The sequence below is a fragment of the Sphingomonas endophytica genome, assembly GCF_014199415.1.
GTDB lineage: Bacteria > Pseudomonadota > Alphaproteobacteria > Sphingomonadales > Sphingomonadaceae > Sphingomonas > Sphingomonas endophytica.
The window spans coordinates 265,762-283,544 of sequence record NZ_JACIJN010000004.1 but is presented as its reverse complement, the minus strand read 5'-3'; the positions used below and the strand labels follow the sequence as shown (position 1 = coordinate 283,544).

The 17,783-nt window shown below is 68.3% G+C and carries 17 protein-coding genes; 11 read left to right on the top strand and 6 right to left on the bottom strand.

Going from position 1 to position 17,783, the window contains the following annotated elements; translation table 11 throughout:
* Positions 1-139: 139 nt before the first annotated feature.
* Positions 140-1,138, bottom strand: coding sequence for an LLM class flavin-dependent oxidoreductase (locus tag FHS97_RS08350; protein WP_184035696.1), 999 nt, complete (start codon positions 1,136-1,138; stop codon positions 140-142).
* 233 nt (positions 1,139-1,371) lie between these two features.
* On the opposite strand from FHS97_RS08350, the gene FHS97_RS08345 reads away from it, so the two are divergent.
* The 4 genes from FHS97_RS08345 to FHS97_RS17695 all read left to right on the top strand — a co-directional run bounded on the left by FHS97_RS08345 (position 1,372) and on the right by FHS97_RS17695 (position 4,712).
* A complete protein-coding gene (locus FHS97_RS08345; protein ID WP_184035694.1) occupies positions 1,372-2,037 on the top strand; it encodes a pyrimidine 5'-nucleotidase in 666 nt (221 codons plus the stop codon).
* Entirely contained in the window at positions 2,034-2,861 is an 828-nt protein-coding gene (gene dapD, locus FHS97_RS08340) for a 2,3,4,5-tetrahydropyridine-2,6-dicarboxylate N-succinyltransferase (protein WP_184035692.1), read from the top strand. The genes FHS97_RS08345 and dapD overlap by 4 nt, the downstream gene beginning before the upstream one ends.
* A 157-nt stretch (positions 2,862-3,018) precedes the next feature.
* Positions 3,019-3,984, top strand: a complete 966-nt coding sequence (glpX, locus tag FHS97_RS08335) for a class II fructose-bisphosphatase (protein WP_184035690.1) — start codon at positions 3,019-3,021, stop codon at positions 3,982-3,984.
* Positions 3,981-4,712, top strand: coding sequence for a CPBP family intramembrane glutamic endopeptidase (locus tag FHS97_RS17695; RefSeq protein ID WP_184035688.1), 732 nt, complete (start codon positions 3,981-3,983; stop codon positions 4,710-4,712). Before glpX ends, FHS97_RS17695 begins: the two co-directional genes overlap by 4 nt.
* Positions 4,713-4,866: 154 nt before the next feature.
* Here FHS97_RS17695 and FHS97_RS08325 read toward each other — a convergent pair whose 3' ends face one another.
* Genes FHS97_RS08325 through FHS97_RS08310 form a run of 4 tightly spaced genes read right to left on the bottom strand, consistent with a single transcriptional unit; the run spans position 4,867 to position 8,635 of the window.
* A complete protein-coding gene (locus FHS97_RS08325; protein ID WP_184035685.1) occupies positions 4,867-5,607 on the bottom strand; it encodes a 3'(2'),5'-bisphosphate nucleotidase CysQ in 741 nt (246 codons plus the stop codon).
* Positions 5,604-7,514, bottom strand: coding sequence for a sulfate adenylyltransferase subunit CysN (gene cysN, locus FHS97_RS08320; RefSeq protein ID WP_184035683.1), 1,911 nt, complete (start codon positions 7,512-7,514; stop codon positions 5,604-5,606). The genes FHS97_RS08325 and cysN overlap by 4 nt, the downstream gene beginning before the upstream one ends.
* Positions 7,514-8,434, bottom strand: a complete 921-nt coding sequence (gene cysD / locus FHS97_RS08315) for a sulfate adenylyltransferase subunit CysD (RefSeq protein WP_184035681.1) — start codon at positions 8,432-8,434, stop codon at positions 7,514-7,516. The genes cysN and cysD overlap by 1 nt, the downstream gene beginning before the upstream one ends.
* Before the next feature lie 36 nt (positions 8,435-8,470).
* The gene (locus FHS97_RS08310) at positions 8,471-8,635 is read right to left on the bottom strand and encodes a hypothetical protein (RefSeq protein WP_184035679.1); all 165 of its coding nucleotides are present in this window, start codon (positions 8,633-8,635) and stop codon (positions 8,471-8,473) included.
* A 49-nt stretch (positions 8,636-8,684) separates the two neighbouring features.
* Between FHS97_RS08310 and FHS97_RS08305 the strand changes: the two genes are divergently transcribed.
* Complete coding sequence (locus FHS97_RS08305) at positions 8,685-9,530, top strand: endonuclease/exonuclease/phosphatase family protein (RefSeq protein WP_184035677.1); 846 nt, start codon at positions 8,685-8,687, stop codon at positions 9,528-9,530.
* Between the two features lie 88 nt (positions 9,531-9,618).
* Here the strand turns inward: FHS97_RS08305 and FHS97_RS08300 are convergent, their stop codons facing one another.
* Entirely contained in the window at positions 9,619-10,473 is an 855-nt protein-coding gene (locus tag FHS97_RS08300) for an MBL fold metallo-hydrolase (protein ID WP_184035674.1), read from the bottom strand.
* Positions 10,474-10,735: 262 nt separating this feature from the next.
* On the opposite strand from FHS97_RS08300, the gene FHS97_RS08295 reads away from it, so the two are divergent.
* From FHS97_RS08295 to FHS97_RS08270, 6 genes are all read left to right on the top strand, one after another.
* Positions 10,736-11,047 (top strand): STAS domain-containing protein, encoded by a 312-nt coding sequence (locus tag FHS97_RS08295; RefSeq protein ID WP_184035672.1) that lies wholly within the window; start codon positions 10,736-10,738, stop codon positions 11,045-11,047.
* Positions 11,044-11,412 (top strand): response regulator, encoded by a 369-nt coding sequence (locus FHS97_RS08290; RefSeq protein WP_184035670.1) that lies wholly within the window; start codon positions 11,044-11,046, stop codon positions 11,410-11,412. Before FHS97_RS08295 ends, FHS97_RS08290 begins: the two co-directional genes overlap by 4 nt.
* A complete protein-coding gene (locus tag FHS97_RS08285) occupies positions 11,409-13,376 on the top strand; it encodes a chemotaxis protein CheW (RefSeq protein ID WP_184035668.1) in 1,968 nt (655 codons plus the stop codon). Before FHS97_RS08290 ends, FHS97_RS08285 begins: the two co-directional genes overlap by 4 nt.
* 19 nt (positions 13,377-13,395) lie before the next feature.
* Positions 13,396-13,878 carry a chemotaxis protein CheW gene (locus FHS97_RS08280; RefSeq protein ID WP_184035793.1) on the top strand — a complete coding sequence of 161 codons (483 nt, stop codon included), beginning with the start codon at positions 13,396-13,398 and terminating at the stop codon, positions 13,876-13,878.
* 35 nt (positions 13,879-13,913) lie between these two features.
* A complete protein-coding gene (locus FHS97_RS08275; RefSeq protein ID WP_184035666.1) occupies positions 13,914-15,827 on the top strand; it encodes a methyl-accepting chemotaxis protein in 1,914 nt (637 codons plus the stop codon).
* A 168-nt stretch (positions 15,828-15,995) separates the two neighbouring features.
* Positions 15,996-17,783: a methyl-accepting chemotaxis protein gene (locus FHS97_RS08270; protein WP_184035665.1), complete on the top strand. Its 1,788-nt coding sequence runs from the start codon at positions 15,996-15,998 to the stop codon at positions 17,781-17,783.

The following is a 17,783-nucleotide window of genomic DNA, read 5'->3' as shown; positions in this document are numbered from 1 at the left end:
AGGCAGGGGCCTATGTCTGTGTCGTCCGGGCGGATGGCTGACACAGCGACGTCGTGCCTGTGTCAGGCCAGCGCGACCGACTTTACAGACATGGGCCCCTGCCTACGCAGGGGCGACGCTAACCATTTTGGACGGCGGCTCACGCCGCCAGCGGCAGTTCCTGCATTGCCGCCGCCGCCAGCGCGATCGAATGGCGGCGCGCCTGATGGTCATAGACCGCGCTGGTCAGCATCAGCTCGTCGACCCCGGTGCGCGCAACGAACGCCGCGATCCCGCGTGCGACCTCGTCGCGGGTGCCGATCGCGCTCGCCGACAGCGCATGGTCGAGGATTGCGGCGTGCTGCGGCGGGAGCGAGGCGCGATAGCCCGGCACCGGCGGCTTCATCCGCCCCGGATTGCCGGTGCGCAACGCGACGAACTGCTGCTGCTGCGAACTGGCGAGCAATTCGGCCTCCTCATGCGTGTCGGCGGCGAAGACGTTGAACCCCGCCATCGCATAGGGCTTGGCGAGCGCCGCCGACGGCCGGAAATCGCGCCGGTAGATATCGAGCGCCTGATCGAGCGCGTCGGGCGCGAAATGCGAGGCGAACGCATAGGGCAGCCCCAGCATCGCGGCGAGCTGCGCGCCGAACAGGCTGGAGCCGAGAATCCACATTTCCGGCTTCGCGCCCGCACCCGGCGTCGCGGTGATGCCGGTGCGCCCGTCGTCGGCGAAATAGCTTTGCAGCTCGACGACGTCGCGCGGGAATTCATTGGCGTCGCTGGACAGGTTGCGGCGCAGCGCGTGCGCGACGCGCTGATCGGAGCCGGGCGCGCGGCCGAGCCCGAGGTCGATGCGACCCGGGAACAGCGCGTCGAGCGTCCCGAACTGCTCGGCGATCTGCAGCGGAGCGGAGTTGGGGAGCATGATCCCGCCCGAGCCGATGCGGATGCGGCTGGTCGCCTGCCCGACATGCGCAATCACCACCGCAGTCGCCGCCGAGGCAATCCCGGTCATGCCGTGATGCTCGGCCACCCAATAGCGGTTGAAGCCGAGTTGCTCGGCATGTTGCGCCAGGTCCGCGGCATTGGCGAGCGACTGCGCGACCGAGCCGCCCTCGATGACGGGGACGAGGTCGAGAAGGGAATAACGGGTCATGAAACGAAGATGGGGATCGGATTGCCCGTCTGCCACGACAGCGTCGCTATTCGGTGGGAAAGCCGATGTTTCCGCTGCCCCCTGCCGTCATTCCCGCGCAGGCGGGAATCCAGACGCGCAGGTACTCGAAAGAGCCGATCCGTCACAGGCTCTGGCTTCCCACCTGCGCGGGAATGACGACCGGGCGGGCGCGGGGATGACGCCCGCCGCCAAACCCACTAGAGCGACGCGCCATGCACCCGGCCTTCGCGCACGTCGATACGTGGATCTTCGACCTCGACAACACGCTCTATCCGGCGCGTGCCGACCTGTTCGCGCACATCGACCGGCGGATGACCGCCTTCATCGCCGACTTCCTGAAGGTCGATGCGATCGAGGCGCGCCGCATCCAGAAGGAATATTTCCTCGGTCACGGCACCACGCTCGCCGGGCTGATGGCGGATCACGACGTCGATCCGTACGCCTTCCTCGCCTATGTCCACGACATCGAGATGGACGCGCTGGAAGAGAATGCCCCGCTCGCCGCCGCGCTGGCGCGATTGCCGGGGCGCAAGCTGGTCTTCACCAACGGCGACCGCCCCTATGCGCTCAAGGTGCTGGAGCGGCTCGGGCTGGGGCAGAGTTTCGAGGCGGTACACGACATCGTCGCGATGGACCTTACCCCGAAGCCTGCCGCCGCCGCCTATGCCGGGCTGTGCGCCGTGTTCGACATCGAGCCGACCCGCGCGCTGTTCGTCGAGGACATGGCGCGCAACCTCAAACCCGCCAAGGCGATCGGGATGACCACCGTCTGGGTGGACAACGGGTCCGAGCAGGACCACGACGCCGACCGATCCTATGTCGACCACCGCGTGACCGACCTCACCGCGTGGGTCCAGTCTGTTTTGGAGGACCAATGACCGCCGAGCTTTCCGCCACGATCGACGCCGCGTGGGAGAACCGCGCCGAGCTGGGGCTGACCACCGGGGGCGAGGTGCGCGTCGCGGTCGACCGCGCGCTGGCGCTGCTCGACGCCGGGCAGGCGCGCGTCGCCGAGCCGGATGGCAATGGCGGCTGGCGCGTCAATCAATGGCTCAAGAAAGCGGTGCTGCTCAGCTTCCGGCTCAACGACAATGCGCTGATCGACAACGGTCCGGGCGCGGGCCATTGGTTCGACAAGGTGCCGAGCAAATTCTCGGGCTGGAGCGAGGCCGAATTCCGCACCGCCGGCTTCCGCGCGGTGCCGGGCAGCATCGTGCGGCGCGGCGCGTTCGTCGGCAAGGGCGCGATCCTGATGCCGAGCTTCGTCAACATCGGTGCCCATGTCGGTGAAGGCACGATGGTCGACACCTGGGCGACGGTCGGCAGCTGCGCGCAGATCGGCAAGAACGTCCACCTCTCGGGTGGGGCCGGGATCGGCGGCGTGCTTGAGCCGTTACAGGCCGATCCGGTCATCATCGGCGACGGCGCGTTCATCGGCGCGCGTGCGGAGGTCGCGGAGGGTGTGCGCGTCGGCGAGGGCGCGGTGCTGTCGATGGGTGTCTATCTCGGCGCGTCGACCAAGATCATCGACCGCGAAACCGGCGAGACGTTCCGCGGCGAAGTGCCGCCCTATGCGGTGGTGGTCCCCGGCTCGATCGGCGGTGGGGATGGCAAGCCGGCGCTCTATTGCGCGGTGATCGTCAAGCGCGTCGACGCGCAGACCCGCAGCAAGACCAGCATCAACGACCTGCTCCGCGACTAGAATTTGCTCCACTTACGTGGAAGCGGGCCGGCGCCGCCGCTGATCCAGCCGTGCTGGATCGGACTCTAAAGCGCGTGTATAACACGTAAAACAAAATGCCTCGACACCGTCATGTGGCGCGCCTATCCGGGTGGGGATCAGAGGAAAAGGACTCCCCATGCCGACTGCCAGCAAGGTTCTCGACCGCGTGCTCGTGCTGGAGATGGTGCGCGTCACCGAGGCGGCGGCGATCGCCGCCTCGACGCTGACCGGGCGCGGTGACGAGAAGGCCGCCGACGCCGCCGCGGTCGAGGCGATGCGCGCCGCGCTCAACGAACTCGATATCGACGGCACGGTGGTGATCGGTGAGGGCGAGCGCGACGAGGCGCCGATGCTGTTCATCGGCGAGAAGGTCGGCAGCGGGCAGGGCCCGGCGATCGACATCGCACTCGATCCGCTTGAGGGCACGACGATCTGCGCCAAGTCGGGGCCGAACAGCCTCGCGGTGCTGGCGATCGCCGAGAAGGGCGGCCTGCTCAACGCGCCCGACGTCTATATGGATAAACTGGCGGTCGGGCCGGGGCTGCCTGCGGGCGTGATCGACCTCGATCGCACCCCGACCGAGAATGTCGCGGCGATCGCGGCGGCCAAGGGCGTCCAGCCGAAGGACATCATCGCCTGTGTCCTCGATCGCCCGCGCCACGAGGCGCTGATCGCCGAGCTGCGCGGGATCGGCTGCGGGGTGGTGCTGATCGGCGACGGCGACGTCGCCGGGGTGATCGCGACCAGCGATCCCGACACGACGATCGACGTCTATATGGGCTCGGGCGGCGCGCCGGAGGGCGTGCTGGCCTGCGCGGCGCTGCGCTGCGTCGGCGGGCAGTTCAAGGGACGCCTGCTGTTCCGCAACGACGACGAGCGCGGGCGCGCGCGCAAATGGGGGATCGAGGATCTCGACCGTCAGTATGATCTCAAGGATCTGGCGAAGGGCGATTGCATCTTCGCGGCGACCGGGGTCACCGACGGTTCGCTGCTGGAAGGCGTGCGGCGCGTCGGCGGCAAGATGACCACCGAGAGCGTCGTGATGCGCGCCTCGTCGGGTACGGTGCGCTGGGTGAAGGGCGAGCACCGCCTCGACCTGTGATCGTAGCGGCGGCGGCGCTGGCGGTCGCGCTGGCGAGCCTCGCGCTGCTGCTCCACGGCGCGCGCTTTGGCTATTGGCCGCGGCCACCCGCGGTTGCACGTGGGGCGGTGCGGCACCGCTGGTTCGCGCGGCTGGCGTTGCGCGCGCTGGTGCATTTCGGTGCGGTTGCGGTGCTGCTGCTGGCGGTGCTGGATCGGCTCGACGCGATCGCGCGATTCCCGCCCGAACTGCGGTCCGCCCGCGCGCCGGCGGTGGCGTGGATCGGCCAGCCGGGCTGGCCGCCGCTGGCGCTGGGGGCGCTCGGCGGGGTGGTGATCGCCGCATTGCTCGAACGCCGCGGACGGAGGGTGACGGTGGGCGACCTGCGCGCGGTGACGCCGATGCGCGGTGCCGAGCTTGGCTGGGGCGTGCTGCTCGCAATCGTCGCGGGAGTGACCGAGGAGTTGTTCTTCCGGCTGCTGCTGCCGTTGCTGATCGCGATCGTGAGCGGGTCGGCGTTGCTCGGCTTCGCGGGTACGACCGCAGCGTTCGGTTATGCGCACCGCTATCAGGGCTGGCGCGGGGTGATCGGGACGGTGATCGCCGGCGTGTTGCTGGCGCTGGTCTATCTGGTGTCGGGGCGATTGTGGGCGGCGATGCTGGTCCATGCCGCGATCGACCTCAACGGTCTGGTGCTGCGGCCGATGCTGGCGGGACGGTGGCTCGCCTCACCGTCATTGCGAGCGTAGCGAAGCAATCCAGGGCGTCCTGGTCCGGCACTGAATTGCTTCGCTGCGCTCACAATGACGAACGGCTTCGTCGCCCTGGACCTGATCTGGGACCCCGCTTTCTAAGGCGCGAGTGGAGAAGAAGCGGACCCCGGGTCAAGCCCGGGGCGACGCGTTAAACATTCGACAAGGCCGCCAGCACCGGCGCGACATGTTCCTGCCGGCAGATCAGCAGATCCGGCATGTAGGTGTCGGCGCAATTGTAGACCAACGGCGTGCCGTCGATGCGGCTGACGTGCAGCCCATGGGCGCGCGCCACCGCGGCGGGGGCGCAGCTGTCCCACTCATATTGCCCGCCCGAATGCAGGTAGATGTCCGACTGGCCGAGGATAATGCTCATCGCCTTCGCGCCGGCGCTGCCCATCGGCACCAGCTCTGCCCCAAGCGCCTCGGCGACCGCCACCGCCTCGCGCGCCGGGCGGGAGCGGCTGACCACCATCCGCAGCCGTTCGGGCGCGGGCGGGACCGGGACCGGCGCGTCGCTGCGCAGCACGACACCCGCCGCTGGCAAGGCGACCGCGCCGGTGGTCGGCACGCCGTCGATCGCGAGACCGACATGCACCGCCCAATCGGCGCGGCGCTCGGCATATTCGCGCGTACCGTCGACCGGGTCGACGATCCACACCCGCGAACGATCGAGGCGGATCGGACAGTCCTTTTCCTCCTCCGACAACAGCCCGTCCGCGCCACGCTGCGCGCGCAGCGCCTCGACCAGAAAGCGGTTGGCGATCGCATCCCCCGCCTTGGCGAGCGCCTGCTCGGTCAGCGCTGCGCTGTCGCGCACCGTCAGCAGCAGCGCCCCCGCCACCTCGGCGAGGTGCGCGGCCAGCGCCGCGTCGCTCACATCGCCGGTCATGCGCGGCGCAGCAGCAGGTCGACGATCTGCTCGGCGGCCTGTTCGGGGGTGGTGACGGTCGTGTCGATCCGCACCTCGGGTGCCTCGGGCCGTTCATAGGGGCTGTCGATGCCGGTGAAGTTCTTGAGCAACCCGGCGCGCGCCTTCTTGTAGAGCCCCTTCACGTCGCGGCGCTCGGCTTCCGCGAACGGTGTGTCGACGAACACCTCGACGAACTCGCCGGCGGGCAGCATCGCGCGCACCATCTCGCGCTCGGCGCGGAACGGGCTGATGAAGGCGGTCAGCACGATCAGCCCGGCGTCGGTCATCAGCTTCGCGACCTCGCCGACGCGGCGGATGTTCTCGATCCGGTCGGCCTCGGTGAAGCCGAGATCCTTGTTGAGCCCGTGGCGGACATTGTCGCCGTCGAGCAGGAAGGTGTGGCGACCGAGCGCGTGAAGCCGCTTCTCGACCAGATTGGCGATCGTCGACTTGCCCGACCCCGACAGGCCGGTGAACCACAAGACCGCCGGCTTTTGCTCCTTGAGCGCGGCATGCGCCTCGCGTCCGACGTCGACCGCCTGCCAATGGACGTTCTGCGCGCGGCGCAGGCTGAAGTGCAGCATTCCCGCCGCGACCGTCGCATTGGTCAATTTGTCGATCAGGATGAACCCGCCGAGCGTGCGATTGTCGGCATAGGGCTCGAAAACGATCGGACGATCGGTGGTCAGCTCGGCGACGCCGATCGCGTTGAGGTCGAGCGTCTTGGCGGCGAGCTGTTCGAGCGTGTTGACGTTGACGACATATTTGGGCTGCTGGACGGTCGCCGAGCCGGTCTGCGTCCCCAGCTTCAGCCAATAGCCGCGCCCGACGCGCAAGGCCGCATCGTCGAGCCATACCAACGTCGCCTCGAACTGGTCGGCGGCTTCCGGCGGCTGTTCGGCGGCGGCGATCACGTCGCCGCGCGAACAGTCGATCTCGTCGGCGAAGCAGAGCGTCACCGACTGCCCAGCGACCGCCTGCGGCAGGTCGCCGTCGAGCGTGACGATCCGCGTCACCGCCGAGGTCTTGCCCGACGGCAGCACGCGCACCTTGTCCCCGACCGCGACGCGCCCGGTCGCGATCAGCCCCGAGAAGCCGCGGAAGTCGAGGTGCGGGCGGTTGACCCATTGCACCGGCATCCGGAACGGCTTGTCGGCATCGACCGACGCCAGCACCTCGACCGTCTCCAGATGCTCGACCAAAGTCGGCCCGTGATACCAGGGCATATTCGGCGAGCGCGCGGTGATGTTATCGCCCTTGAAGCCCGAGATCGGCAGTGCGGTGAAGCCGGCGATCCCGATCGACTCCGCGAAGGCGGCATAGTCCGCGACGATCGTGTCGAACGTCGCCTGATCGTAGCCGACCAGATCCATCTTGTTGACCGCGAGCACGATGTTGCGGATGCCGATCAGGTGGCAGAGGTAGCTGTGCCGCCGCGTCTGCGTCAGCACGCCCTTGCGCGCGTCGATCAGGATCACCGCGAGATCGGCGGTCGACGCGCCGGTCACCATGTTGCGGGTATATTGTTCGTGGCCGGGGCAGTCGGCGACGATGAACTTGCGCTTCTCGGTATTGAAGAAGCGATAGGCGACGTCGATCGTGATCCCCTGCTCGCGCTCGGCGGCGAGCCCGTCCACCAGCAGCGCGAAGTCGATCTCGCCACCTTGCGTGCCCTGTTTGCGCGAGTCGCTCTCCAGCGCTGCGAGCTGGTCTTCGAAGATCATCTTTGAATCGTAGAGCAGCCGCCCGATCAGCGTTGACTTGCCGTCATCGACCGAGCCGCAGGTGATGAAACGAAGCATCGTCTTGTGCTGATGACTGTCGAGATATGCGTCGATGTCGCGCGCGACCAGATCGTCCACAACGTAAGCAGGTGCGGTGCTCATCAGAAATACCCCTGCTGCTTCTTCACTTCCATGCCCGCGCCGCCGGCATCCTTGTCGATCGCGCGTCCCTGCCGCTCGCTGGTGGTGGTGAGCAATGTCTCCTGGATCACCTGCGGCAGCGTCGTCGCGCGGCTCTCGACCGCGCCGGTCAGCGGATAGCAGCCCAGCGTGCGGAAGCGGATCGACCGCATGACCGGTTGCTCGCCGGGCAACAGCCGGAAGCGCTCGTCATCGACCATCAGCAGCATCCCGTCACGCTCGACGGTCGGGCGCTCGGCCGCGAAATAGAGCGGGACGATCGGCACGTCGTTCAGGTGGATATATTGCCAGATGTCCAGCTCGGTCCAGTTCGAGATCGGGAAGACGCGGATGCTCTCGCCCTTGTTCTTGCGGGCGTTGTAGAGGTTCCACAGCTCGGGGCGCTGGTTCTTCGGGTCCCAGCCATGCGTGGCGGTGCGGAAGCTGAAGATCCGCTCCTTGGCGCGGCTCTTCTCCTCGTCGCGGCGCGCGCCACCGAACGCGGCGTCGAAGCCGTAATGGTCGAGCGCCTGTTTCAGCCCCTCGGTCTTCCACATGTCGGTATGGAGCGCGCCGTGGTCGAACGGATTGATCCCGCGCTCGATCGCTTCCGGGTTCTGGTGGACGAGCAGGGTCATCCCGCTCTCCGCCGCCATCCGGTCGCGCAGGCGATACATCTCGCGGAACTTCCACGTGGTGTCGACATGCAGCAGCGGGAAGGGCGGGGGGCTGGGGTAGAACGCCTTGCGCGCGAGGTGCAGCATCACCGCGCTGTCCTTGCCGACCGAATAGAGCATCACGGGATTGTCCGCCTCGGCCACCACCTCGCGCATGATGTGGATCGCCTCGGCCTCGAGCCGTTGCAGATGGGTGAGGCGTTGGTGATCGAGCAACCGTGACATTCGCTTCCCTCTACGCCGGACGCGCGTGTCCGGTCGTCATGCGTCTGTCATCCCTTGCGCGGAAACGCGCGGCAGCGGGGCGTGGAATTGGTTGCGTCGGGGAAAATGCAGCTTCTCGGCGTCGACCGGCAGGGAGAGCATGGCGAAGGAAGTCGGGCCGTCATGGGTTCCGGCACTGGAGCGCTTCGCTCCGCTCGCCATGACGATCGCTTTTGGCTAGCCTTGGGTGCTGACAAGAAAAGGGTTGCAGATGAAGCGTTTGATGATGGTGGCCGCCGCAGCGGCGGCGCTGGTGACCGCAGGCGGCGCGCAGGCCCAGGACGTGCGCGTCATGACGTTCAACGTCCGCTTTGCGTGCGACTGCGACGGCCCCAACGTCTGGCCGGCGCGGCGTGACCTGTTCATGCAGACGGTGCGCGAGGCCAACCCCGACGTGATCGGCACGCAGGAGCTGTTGCAGACGCAGGGCGACGACATCGTCCGCGCGCTGCCGGGCTATCGCTGGTTCGGGCGCGACCGTGACGGCGGGCACAAGGGCGAGCATATGGGCGTCTTCTACCGCACCGACCGGCTCAAACTGATCCGCAGCGGCGACTTCTGGCTGTCCGAAACGCCGGAGACGCCGGGCAAGATCAGCTGGGGCGCGAACCTGCCGCGGATGGTGACCTGGGGCGTGTTCGAGACGACCGGCGCGACCAAGCGCCGCTTCCTGATGGCCGACACGCACTTCCCGCACCGCGGCGCCGAGGACGAGGAAGCGCGCAACCGCTCCGCCGCGCTGATCGCGGCGCGGCTGCCGGCGATCGCCAAGGGCCTGCCGATCGTGCTGACCGGCGATCTCAACACCACGCCGGACAGCGCGGCGGTCCGCCGGCTGACCGCGTTCCTGACCGATGCGTCGCAACTGGCGCGCACCCCCGACGCGCCGAGCGGTACGTTCCACGACTTCACCGGCACGCCCGAGGCGGGCAAGTGGATCGACTATATTCTCGTCAAGGGCTTTCGCCCGGTCGCGGCCAAGGTGCTGACCACCCACGATGGCGCGCGCTACCCATCCGATCACTTCCCGATCGTCGCCGATCTGAAGGGAGAGTAATACTCGTCATTGCGAGCGGAGCGAAGCAATCCAGAGCCGGACCAGGACGCTCTGGATTGCTTCGCTCCGCTCGCAATGACGTATTCCTCTACAACGGCATCCCCGCCTGCAGCCGTTCCAGCTCGACCGGATCGTGCGTGCAGGTGACGGTCACGGCGTCGCGATGGTCGATCGACAGCGCGCGCAGCCGCTGCTGGTTGTCGAGCCGGGCGGTGGCGTCGACCTCCATCAGCCGCTGATAGGCGCGCAGCCCCGGCGTGCAGCGCCGCCGCGCCTGCCGCATCTCGCCGCGGTAGAAATAGGCGTCGCCGGCATGGAGCAGCCAGCGCCCGCCGTCCTGCTGCACCGCCACGCCGGCGTGACCCCAGGTATGTCCCGGCAGCGGCACCATCAGGATCTCGGGCGGCAATCCTTCCAGATCGCGCACCGCATCGAACCCGAACCAGCGCTCGCCGCGCGCGCCATAGCGCTGCCAGCGCTGGACGTCGTCGAGCTGGCGCGGCCGCCAGCGGTTGCGCGCCACCACCCCGGCGCGCGGGCCGGTGGCGTCGTCATATTCGCGCTGCATCACATGCACGGTGGCGTTGGGGAAATCCTCCAGCCCGCCCGCATGGTCGAAGTCGAGATGCGTCGCGACGATGTGGCGGACGTCTTCGGCGCGATAGCCCAGCGCCTTGATCTGGCGGATCGCGGTGTCGCGCTCATGGAGCCGGATGTTGAGCATCATTCGCCATGGCAGCGTGATGCGCGGATCGGTCCCGTGGTGTGGATGCGCCACGTCGCGCAGGCCATAGCCGGTGTCGACGAGGACCAGCCCGTGCGCATCGGTTTCGATCAGGAGGCAGTGGCAGACGATCCGGCCGAGCGGGCCAAGACTGCGCCCGTCGAACAATGCACCGCCCACCGGACAGTCGGTTCCGCAATTCAAATGAAAAATTCTCACCGGGCACCTCCACCCATCAAAGTAGGGCAATCGCCAAGTCACTGACATCACGTCGATCAACTTGGAGAGGTTTCCGCCACGCCGAACGGCGGATTAATCGTCATTTTACTCCTGCCCGGTAGCACGGAGGCCGTAGGGGAGGACCCCGGCCCGCACGTCGATCACGAGACCGGCAGGCGAGACGGCGCGATCCGCAGCGTAATCGGGGGTTTGGCGCCGCGGCCTGCGAAGGGCCGGTGTCCAGTCAAGGAGCACCAAGTTGATGTCGATCACCCATGTGGTCGCGGCCGGAGACCTGTGCCTGCCGTCGATCAGGTCGCTGGCCGACGATCTGTCGCAGGCCTTCGCGGCCGGCGATGCGGTCCGCCTCGACCTGTCGGCGGTGGCCGCGCCCGATCTGAGCGTGGTGCAACTGGTCGAGTCGGCGCGCCGCGCCGCGTGCGACGAGGGCCGCGATTTCGCGCTGGCGGCGCCGGTCGGCGCACCGTTCCGTGCGCTGCTGGCACGCGCCGGCTTCATCCCCGCGTCCGATGAGGACGCCACTTTTTGGTTTCACGGAGATTCCGCGCAATGACCGCTTCGATCCTTACCGTTGACGACAGCGCCAGCCTGCGGATGGCGATCCGCATCGCGCTGACCGGCGCGGGTTACGCCGTGACCGAGGCGGTCGACGGCGCCGACGGGCTCGCCAAGGCGACGGGCACGCGCTTCGACCTGATCGTCACCGATCTCAACATGCCCAATATGGACGGGCTGTCGATGATCCGCGCGCTGCGCCAGCAACCGGCGCAGGCGGGCGTGCCGATCATCTTCCTCTCGACCGAATCCGATGCCGAGATGAAGGCGCAGGCCAAGGCGGCGGGCGCGACCGGCTGGCTGGTCAAGCCGTTCCAGCCCGACCAGTTGATCCGTGTCGCGCAGAAGGTGCTCGGCAAGTGACCGAGGACCCGACAGCCACCTTCCGGGTGGAGGCGGGCGAATTGCTCGACCAGGTCGAACAGGGCCTGCTCGATCTCGGGCACCGGCTCGGCGACATGGCGCTGGTCAATGCGGTGTTCCGCGGGCTGCACACGCTCAAAGGCTCTGGCGCGATGTTCGGCTTCGACGCGCTGGCGGCGTTCACGCACCATTGTGAGAGCGCGTTCGATCGCGTCCGCAAGGGCGAGGTGCCCGCAACCGCCGAGCTGGTGTCGGTGATCCTGTCCGCACGCGACCATATGGCGGCGCTGGTCGACGGCGCCGCGCGGCAGGCCGAGGGTGATGCGATCCTCGCGCGGCTGGCGGCAGCGGTCGAGGCGGCGCGCGGCGGCGGCGCGCCCGCGGACGCCGCACCGGCGGGCGCGCAGCAGGGCGTGCGGCTGTTCTTCCGCCTGCCGGCGGATGCGATGGCCAACGGGACCAACCCGCTGATGCTGCTCGACGAGTTGCGCGAGCTCGGCGAGGCGGAAGTGCGGGTGCGCACCGATACGCTGCCCCCGCTCGGCGCGCTGGTTCCCAACGAATGTCATCTCGGCTGGGACGTGACGCTGCGCGGCGACATCACCCGCGAGGCGATCGAGGATGTCTTCATCTTCGTCATGGACGACATGACGCTGGAGATCGCACCGCTCGACGACGCGGCGCCGGCCGGAGTCGTTCCGGTAGCGGAGACGCCCCCCGCCACGACCATCGCGGCGGTCGCCCCGGTCGCCGCCCCGGCGATCGTCGCGTCCGCGGCGGTGTCGCCCGCGGTCGAGAACGTCCGCGTCCCCGCCGACCGGCTCGACGCGCTGATGGACCGCGTCGGCGAGCTGGTGATCGCGCAGAGCCGCCTGTCGCAGCTCGCGAACAACCGCCACGATCTGCTGCTGCGCTCGGTGACCGAGGATATCGAGCGGCTGTCGGGCGAGTTGCGCGACACGATGATGGTGCTGCGCATGGTGCCGGTCTCGTCGCTGTTCGGGCGCTTCCGCCGCCTGATCCACGATCTGGCGCGCGACACCGGCAAGGCGATCGAGCTGCAGACGTCGGGCGAGACCACCGAGGTCGACAAGACCGTGATCGAGCGACTGTTCGATCCGCTGGTCCACATCATCCGCAACTCGTGCGACCACGGGCTCGAGTCGCCCGCCGACCGGATCGCGGCGGGCAAGTCGGAGACCGGGCTGGTGCGGCTCAGCGCGCATCAGGCGGGCGGCGAGGTGCTCATCACGATCGTCGACGACGGCCGCGGGATCGACCGCGAGCGCGTCCGCGCCAAGGGCGAGGCCAACGGGTTGATCGAGCCGGGGCAGCAGATCGCCGACGACGAACTGCTCGGCCTGATCTTCCACCCCGGTTTCTCGACGGCGGCGCAGGTCACCAACCTGTCCGGGCGCGGCGTCGGGATGGACGTCGTCAAGCGTACGATCGAGAGCCTGCGCGGCGCGATCAACGTGGCGAGCGAGCCGGGCAAGGGCTCGACGATCACGCTGCGCATCCCGCTGACGCTGGCGATCATCGAGGGGTTGCTGGTGCGCGTCGGCGAGAGCCGCTACGTCATCCCGCTGTCGGCGGTCGAGGAATGTCTCGAACTGTCGCTGGAGGACGATCTGCGCTCGCGCGGGCGCAGCCTGATCACGCTGCGCGACCGGCTGGTGCCGTTCGTGCGGCTGCGCGACCTGTTCTCGACCGGCACGCGCCCCGATCCGCACCAGAAGATCGTGGTCGTCGCCACCGGACGCGAGCGCGTCGGGCTGGTCGTCGACCAGATCATTGGCAACCATCAGACCGTCATCAAATCGCTGTCGGCCTTCCATCGCGGCGTCGGCAGTTTCTCCGGCGCGACGATCCTCGGCGACGGCAATGTCGCGCTGATCCTCGATGTCGCGCAACTGGTCGCGATGGCGCAACCCCGGGAGGAGACGCTCCGTGCCGCAAGCTAAGCAACGCGCCGAGGCCGCGATGGCCGCAACGGACACCAGCTGGAACGCGCGCGGCGAGCTGGAAGTCCTGACCTTCGACATCGGCGGCGAGACGCTCGCGCTCGAGGCGACGATGGTCCGCGAGATCCTCGACCTGCTGCCCGAGACGCTGGTGCCGGGCGCGCCGGCGCTGGTGCGCCACGTCGTCAACTTTCGCGGACGGATCGTGCCGGTCGCCGACCTGCGCCTCGCCTTCGCGATGGAGGCGGGGGAGACCACGGCCGACAGCCGGATCGTCGTCATCGAGCTGCCGATCGACGGCGAGCCGACGCTGATCGGGCTGCGCACCGACCATGTCCGCGAGGTCGCGACACTGAACGCCGGTGCCAGCGAAGAGGCGCCCGCGGTCGGGATGCGCTGGCAGCGCGATTACGTCCGCCGGCTCGTCCGCTGGCGCGACGACCTCATCATCCTGCCCGATCTCACCGCCATTTTCGCGGCCGTGCTGTCGCCGCGGTCGTGAACTGATGCTGCGTTAGCCTTCCTGAGGATCCGCCCATGTCGTTGTTCCCTGCGTTCAAGAAAACCGCTCGTCCCGAACATGCTCTGACCCAGATCAGGCAGCTCACCCGCGCGCTCGGCGACGGCGACCTGTCGCGCCGCGCGTCGCTTGATGCGGCGAGCGGCGAGGCGCGCGCGCTGCTCGAGGCGGTCAACGATCTGCTCGACGAGGCGCTGGCCCCGGCGGTGCGGCTGCGCGAGTCGATCGATCGCGTGGCCGCCGAGCATGACGCCGGCGACATCGACGCGGTCATCCCGGTGACCGCGTTCCGCGGCGACATGGCGCAGGCGGCGGGGGCGGTCAACGCGCTCGTCGGCGCGCATATCTCGGTCAAGAAGAAGACGCTGGCCTGCGTCAAGGCGCTCGGCGAGGGCCGGTTCGACACCCCGCTCGAGACCTTCCCGGGCAAGAAGGCGTTCATCAACGAGACGGTCGAGGGGCTGCGCACCAGTCTCAAGGGGCTGATCGAGGAGATGAACACCATGTCAGCGGAGCATGACCGCGGCGAGATCGACGTGTTCGTGCCGGTCGCCAGGTTCAAGGGCGACTTCGCGGTCATGGCGCAGGGCATCAACACGATGGTCGGCGGCCATATCGCGGTCAAGAAGCAGGCGATGGCGTGCATCAAGCATTTCGGGGAGGGCAATTTCGATGCCCCGCTCGACCGCTTTCCGGGCAAGAAGGCGTTCATCAACGACACGATCGAGGAATTGCGCGGCAATCTGCGCGAGATCATCGGCGAGATCCGCCGCCTGATCGCCGCCTCGACCGCCGGGCAGCTCAGCGAGCGCGGCGACGTGGCGCGCTTCCCGGGCGACTTCGGCAAATTGGTCGGCGGGATCAACGGGATGCTCGACGCGATCCTGCTGCCGATTGGCGAGGGCAATCGCGTGCTGTCGCTGGTCAGCAGCGGCGACCTCACCCAGCGCGTCGAGATCGCATGCGAGGGCGATCACGAGCGGATGAAGGCGGCCATCAACACGCTGGTCGATAACCTGTCAAAATTCGCCGGCGAGGTCAGCGCCGCCTCGGCGCAGGTCGCGGCGGGCAGCCAGCAATTGTCGAGCACCGCCGAGCAGGTCAGCGAAGGCGCGACCGAGCAGGCGGCGGCGGCCGAGGAAGCCTCGGCGTCGATGGAGCAGATGGCCGCCAACATCAAACAGAATGCCGACAACGCCGCGCAGACCGAGAAGATCGCGCGTCAATCCTCGCAGGATGCGGAATTGAGCGGACAGGCGGTCGAGAAAGCCGTCACCGCGATGCGCACGATCGCCGAGAAGATCGGGATCGTGCAGGAGATCGCGCGCCAGACCGATTTGCTCGCGCTGAATGCGGCGGTCGAGGCGGCGCGGGCCGGCGAGCACGGCCGCGGCTTCGCGGTGGTCGCCGCCGAGGTCCGCAAGCTCGCCGAGCGCAGCCAGACCGCCGCCGGCGAGATCAGCGGCATGTCGTCGGAGACGGTAACGGCGGCGGCGCAGGCCGGCGACATGCTGACGAAGCTGGTTCCCGACATCCGCCGCACAGCCGAGCTGGTCGCCGAGATCAGCGCCGCGTGCCGCGAGCAGGACATCGGCGCCAGCCAGATCAACGAGGCGATCCAGCAGCTCGACAAGGTCACGCAGCTCAACGCCTCGGCCTCGTCGCAGATTTCGTCGACGTCCGAGGAGCTGGCGGGGCAGGCCGAGGAGCTGGAGGCGAACATCGCCTTCTTCCGCACGGAGCAGCCGCGCGCGGTTCCGGGCGTCCGCAAGCCGGTGCGCACCGTCGCCAGGCCGATGAAAAAGGTACGGCCACCGCAGCGCAGCGGCGCGACCGTCGCCGACCAGCAGGCGCGCGCGCGCGGCTTCGCGCTCGACCTGACCACCGGCGGCCCCGACGACGAGGACGAGGATTTCGGCCGGGCGGCCTGACGTGTGCGGCGAGGCGCTTTGCGTGCCTCGCCATTCCGGCCGGCGTGATGCGGCCGAGTAACTTGTGACCGGTCCTTTCGCCCGTGCGGGAAAGGTCCGAACCCTTCGCGCGCATGTCCCGGGAGAGGGCGGGGTGATGCGTGTGCCAACGATGCCCTGGAGACTGACATGCGCGCCACGATAAAAATGAAACTGGGAGCGACCTTTGCCGTCCTTGTGCTGATACTCGCGATCGTGGTCGGGATCGGGGTCACGCGGATGAGCACGCTCAACGATGCGATCAGCAATGTGATCGCAGGCCCGGTGCGCCGGCTGTCGATCGCGCAGTCGATCGATACGGTGCAGAGCCAGATGCTGGCCGACCAGCAGTCGCTCGCGCTCAACACCGACATGGCCACGATGAAAGGCTATTACGACAAGGTCCTTGCCGGCGAGGCGGATATGGATCGGCTGATCGCGCAGGGAAGCGCGATGGCGACCGAACAGGGCCGCCCGATGTGGGAGACGCTTCGCCGCGACTGGGCGGAGCTGAAGCCGGTCTTCGATCGCGTGCGTGACCTCGGATACGCCAATCGCAACGACGAAGCCGCCAAGCTGTCCAACGAGGCGCAGGCGCCGATCATGACGCGGTTCATGTCGGATATCAGCAAGCTCAGCGATCTGCAGCGGTCGATGATGAAGCAGGCCGATGAGTCGACCAACGACCTCTACGCCGAAAGCCGCACGATGATGGTCACCGCGGGCACGATCGCGTTGCTGCTCGCGATCGTCGGCGCGGTCTGGATCTCGCTGGTCGTATCGCGTGGGTTGAAGCGGATCGGTGTCGCGGTGGAGGCCGTGGCGGTCGGCGACCTCGATCAGGATATTACCGTCACCAGCAACGACGAGATCAAGGATCTGGTCGACACCGTCAACCGCATGACCGCCAACCTGCGCAAGAGCGCGGCGCTGGCCGATGCGATCGCGGGCGGCGACCTGACGGTCGATCACCAGCCGCTGTCGGACAAGGACAAGCTGGGCCACGCGCTGGTGACGATGGTCGACCGGCTGCGCGGGGTCGTCGGGGATTCGACGGTTGCGGCGCAGAATGTCGCGGCCGGCAGCCAGCAACTGTCGTCGTCGTCGGAACAGGTGAGCCAGGGCGCGACCGAACAGGCCGCCGCCGCCGAGGAGGCGTCGGCGTCGATGGAGCAGATGGCGGCGAACATCAAACAGAATGCCGACAATGCCACCCAGACCGAGAAGATCGCACGTCAATCCTCGCAGGATGCGGAATTGAGCGGGCAGGCGGTCGAGAAAGCCGTCACCGCGATGCGGACGATCGCCGAGAAGATCGGGATCGTGCAGGAGATCGCACGCCAGACCGACCTGCTCGCGCTCAACGCCGCGGTCGAGGCCGCGCGTGCCGGCGAGCATGGCCGCGGCTTCGCGGTGGTCGCCGCCGAGGTCCGCAAGCTCGCCGAGCGCAGCCAGACCGCCGCTGGCGAGATCAGCGGCATGTCGTCCGAGACGGTGACGGCGGCGGCGCAGGCCGGCGAGATGCTGGTCAAGTTGGTCCCCGACATCCGCCGCACCGCCGAGCTGGTCGCCGAGATCAGCGCCGCGTGCCGCGAACAGGACATCGGCGCGACGCAGATCAACGAGGCGATCCAGCAGCTCGACAAGGTCACGCAACAGAACGCCTCGGCGTCCGAGCAGATTTCCTCGACCTCCGAGGAGCTCGCCGGCCAGGCCGAGGAACTGCAGGAGAGCATCGCCTTCTTCCGCGTCGACAACCAGCGCAAGCCGGCCCGCACGCCGATGCGCGCCGCGCCTCCGGCGCCTGCGAGGAAGGTCCGGCCCGTCACGCGCGGCAGCTCGGTCGCCGACCAGCAGGCGCGTGTCCGCGGCTTCGCCCTCGATCTGAACACCGGCGGCCCGGACGGCGAGGACGCGGACTTCGGTCGCGCAGCCTGA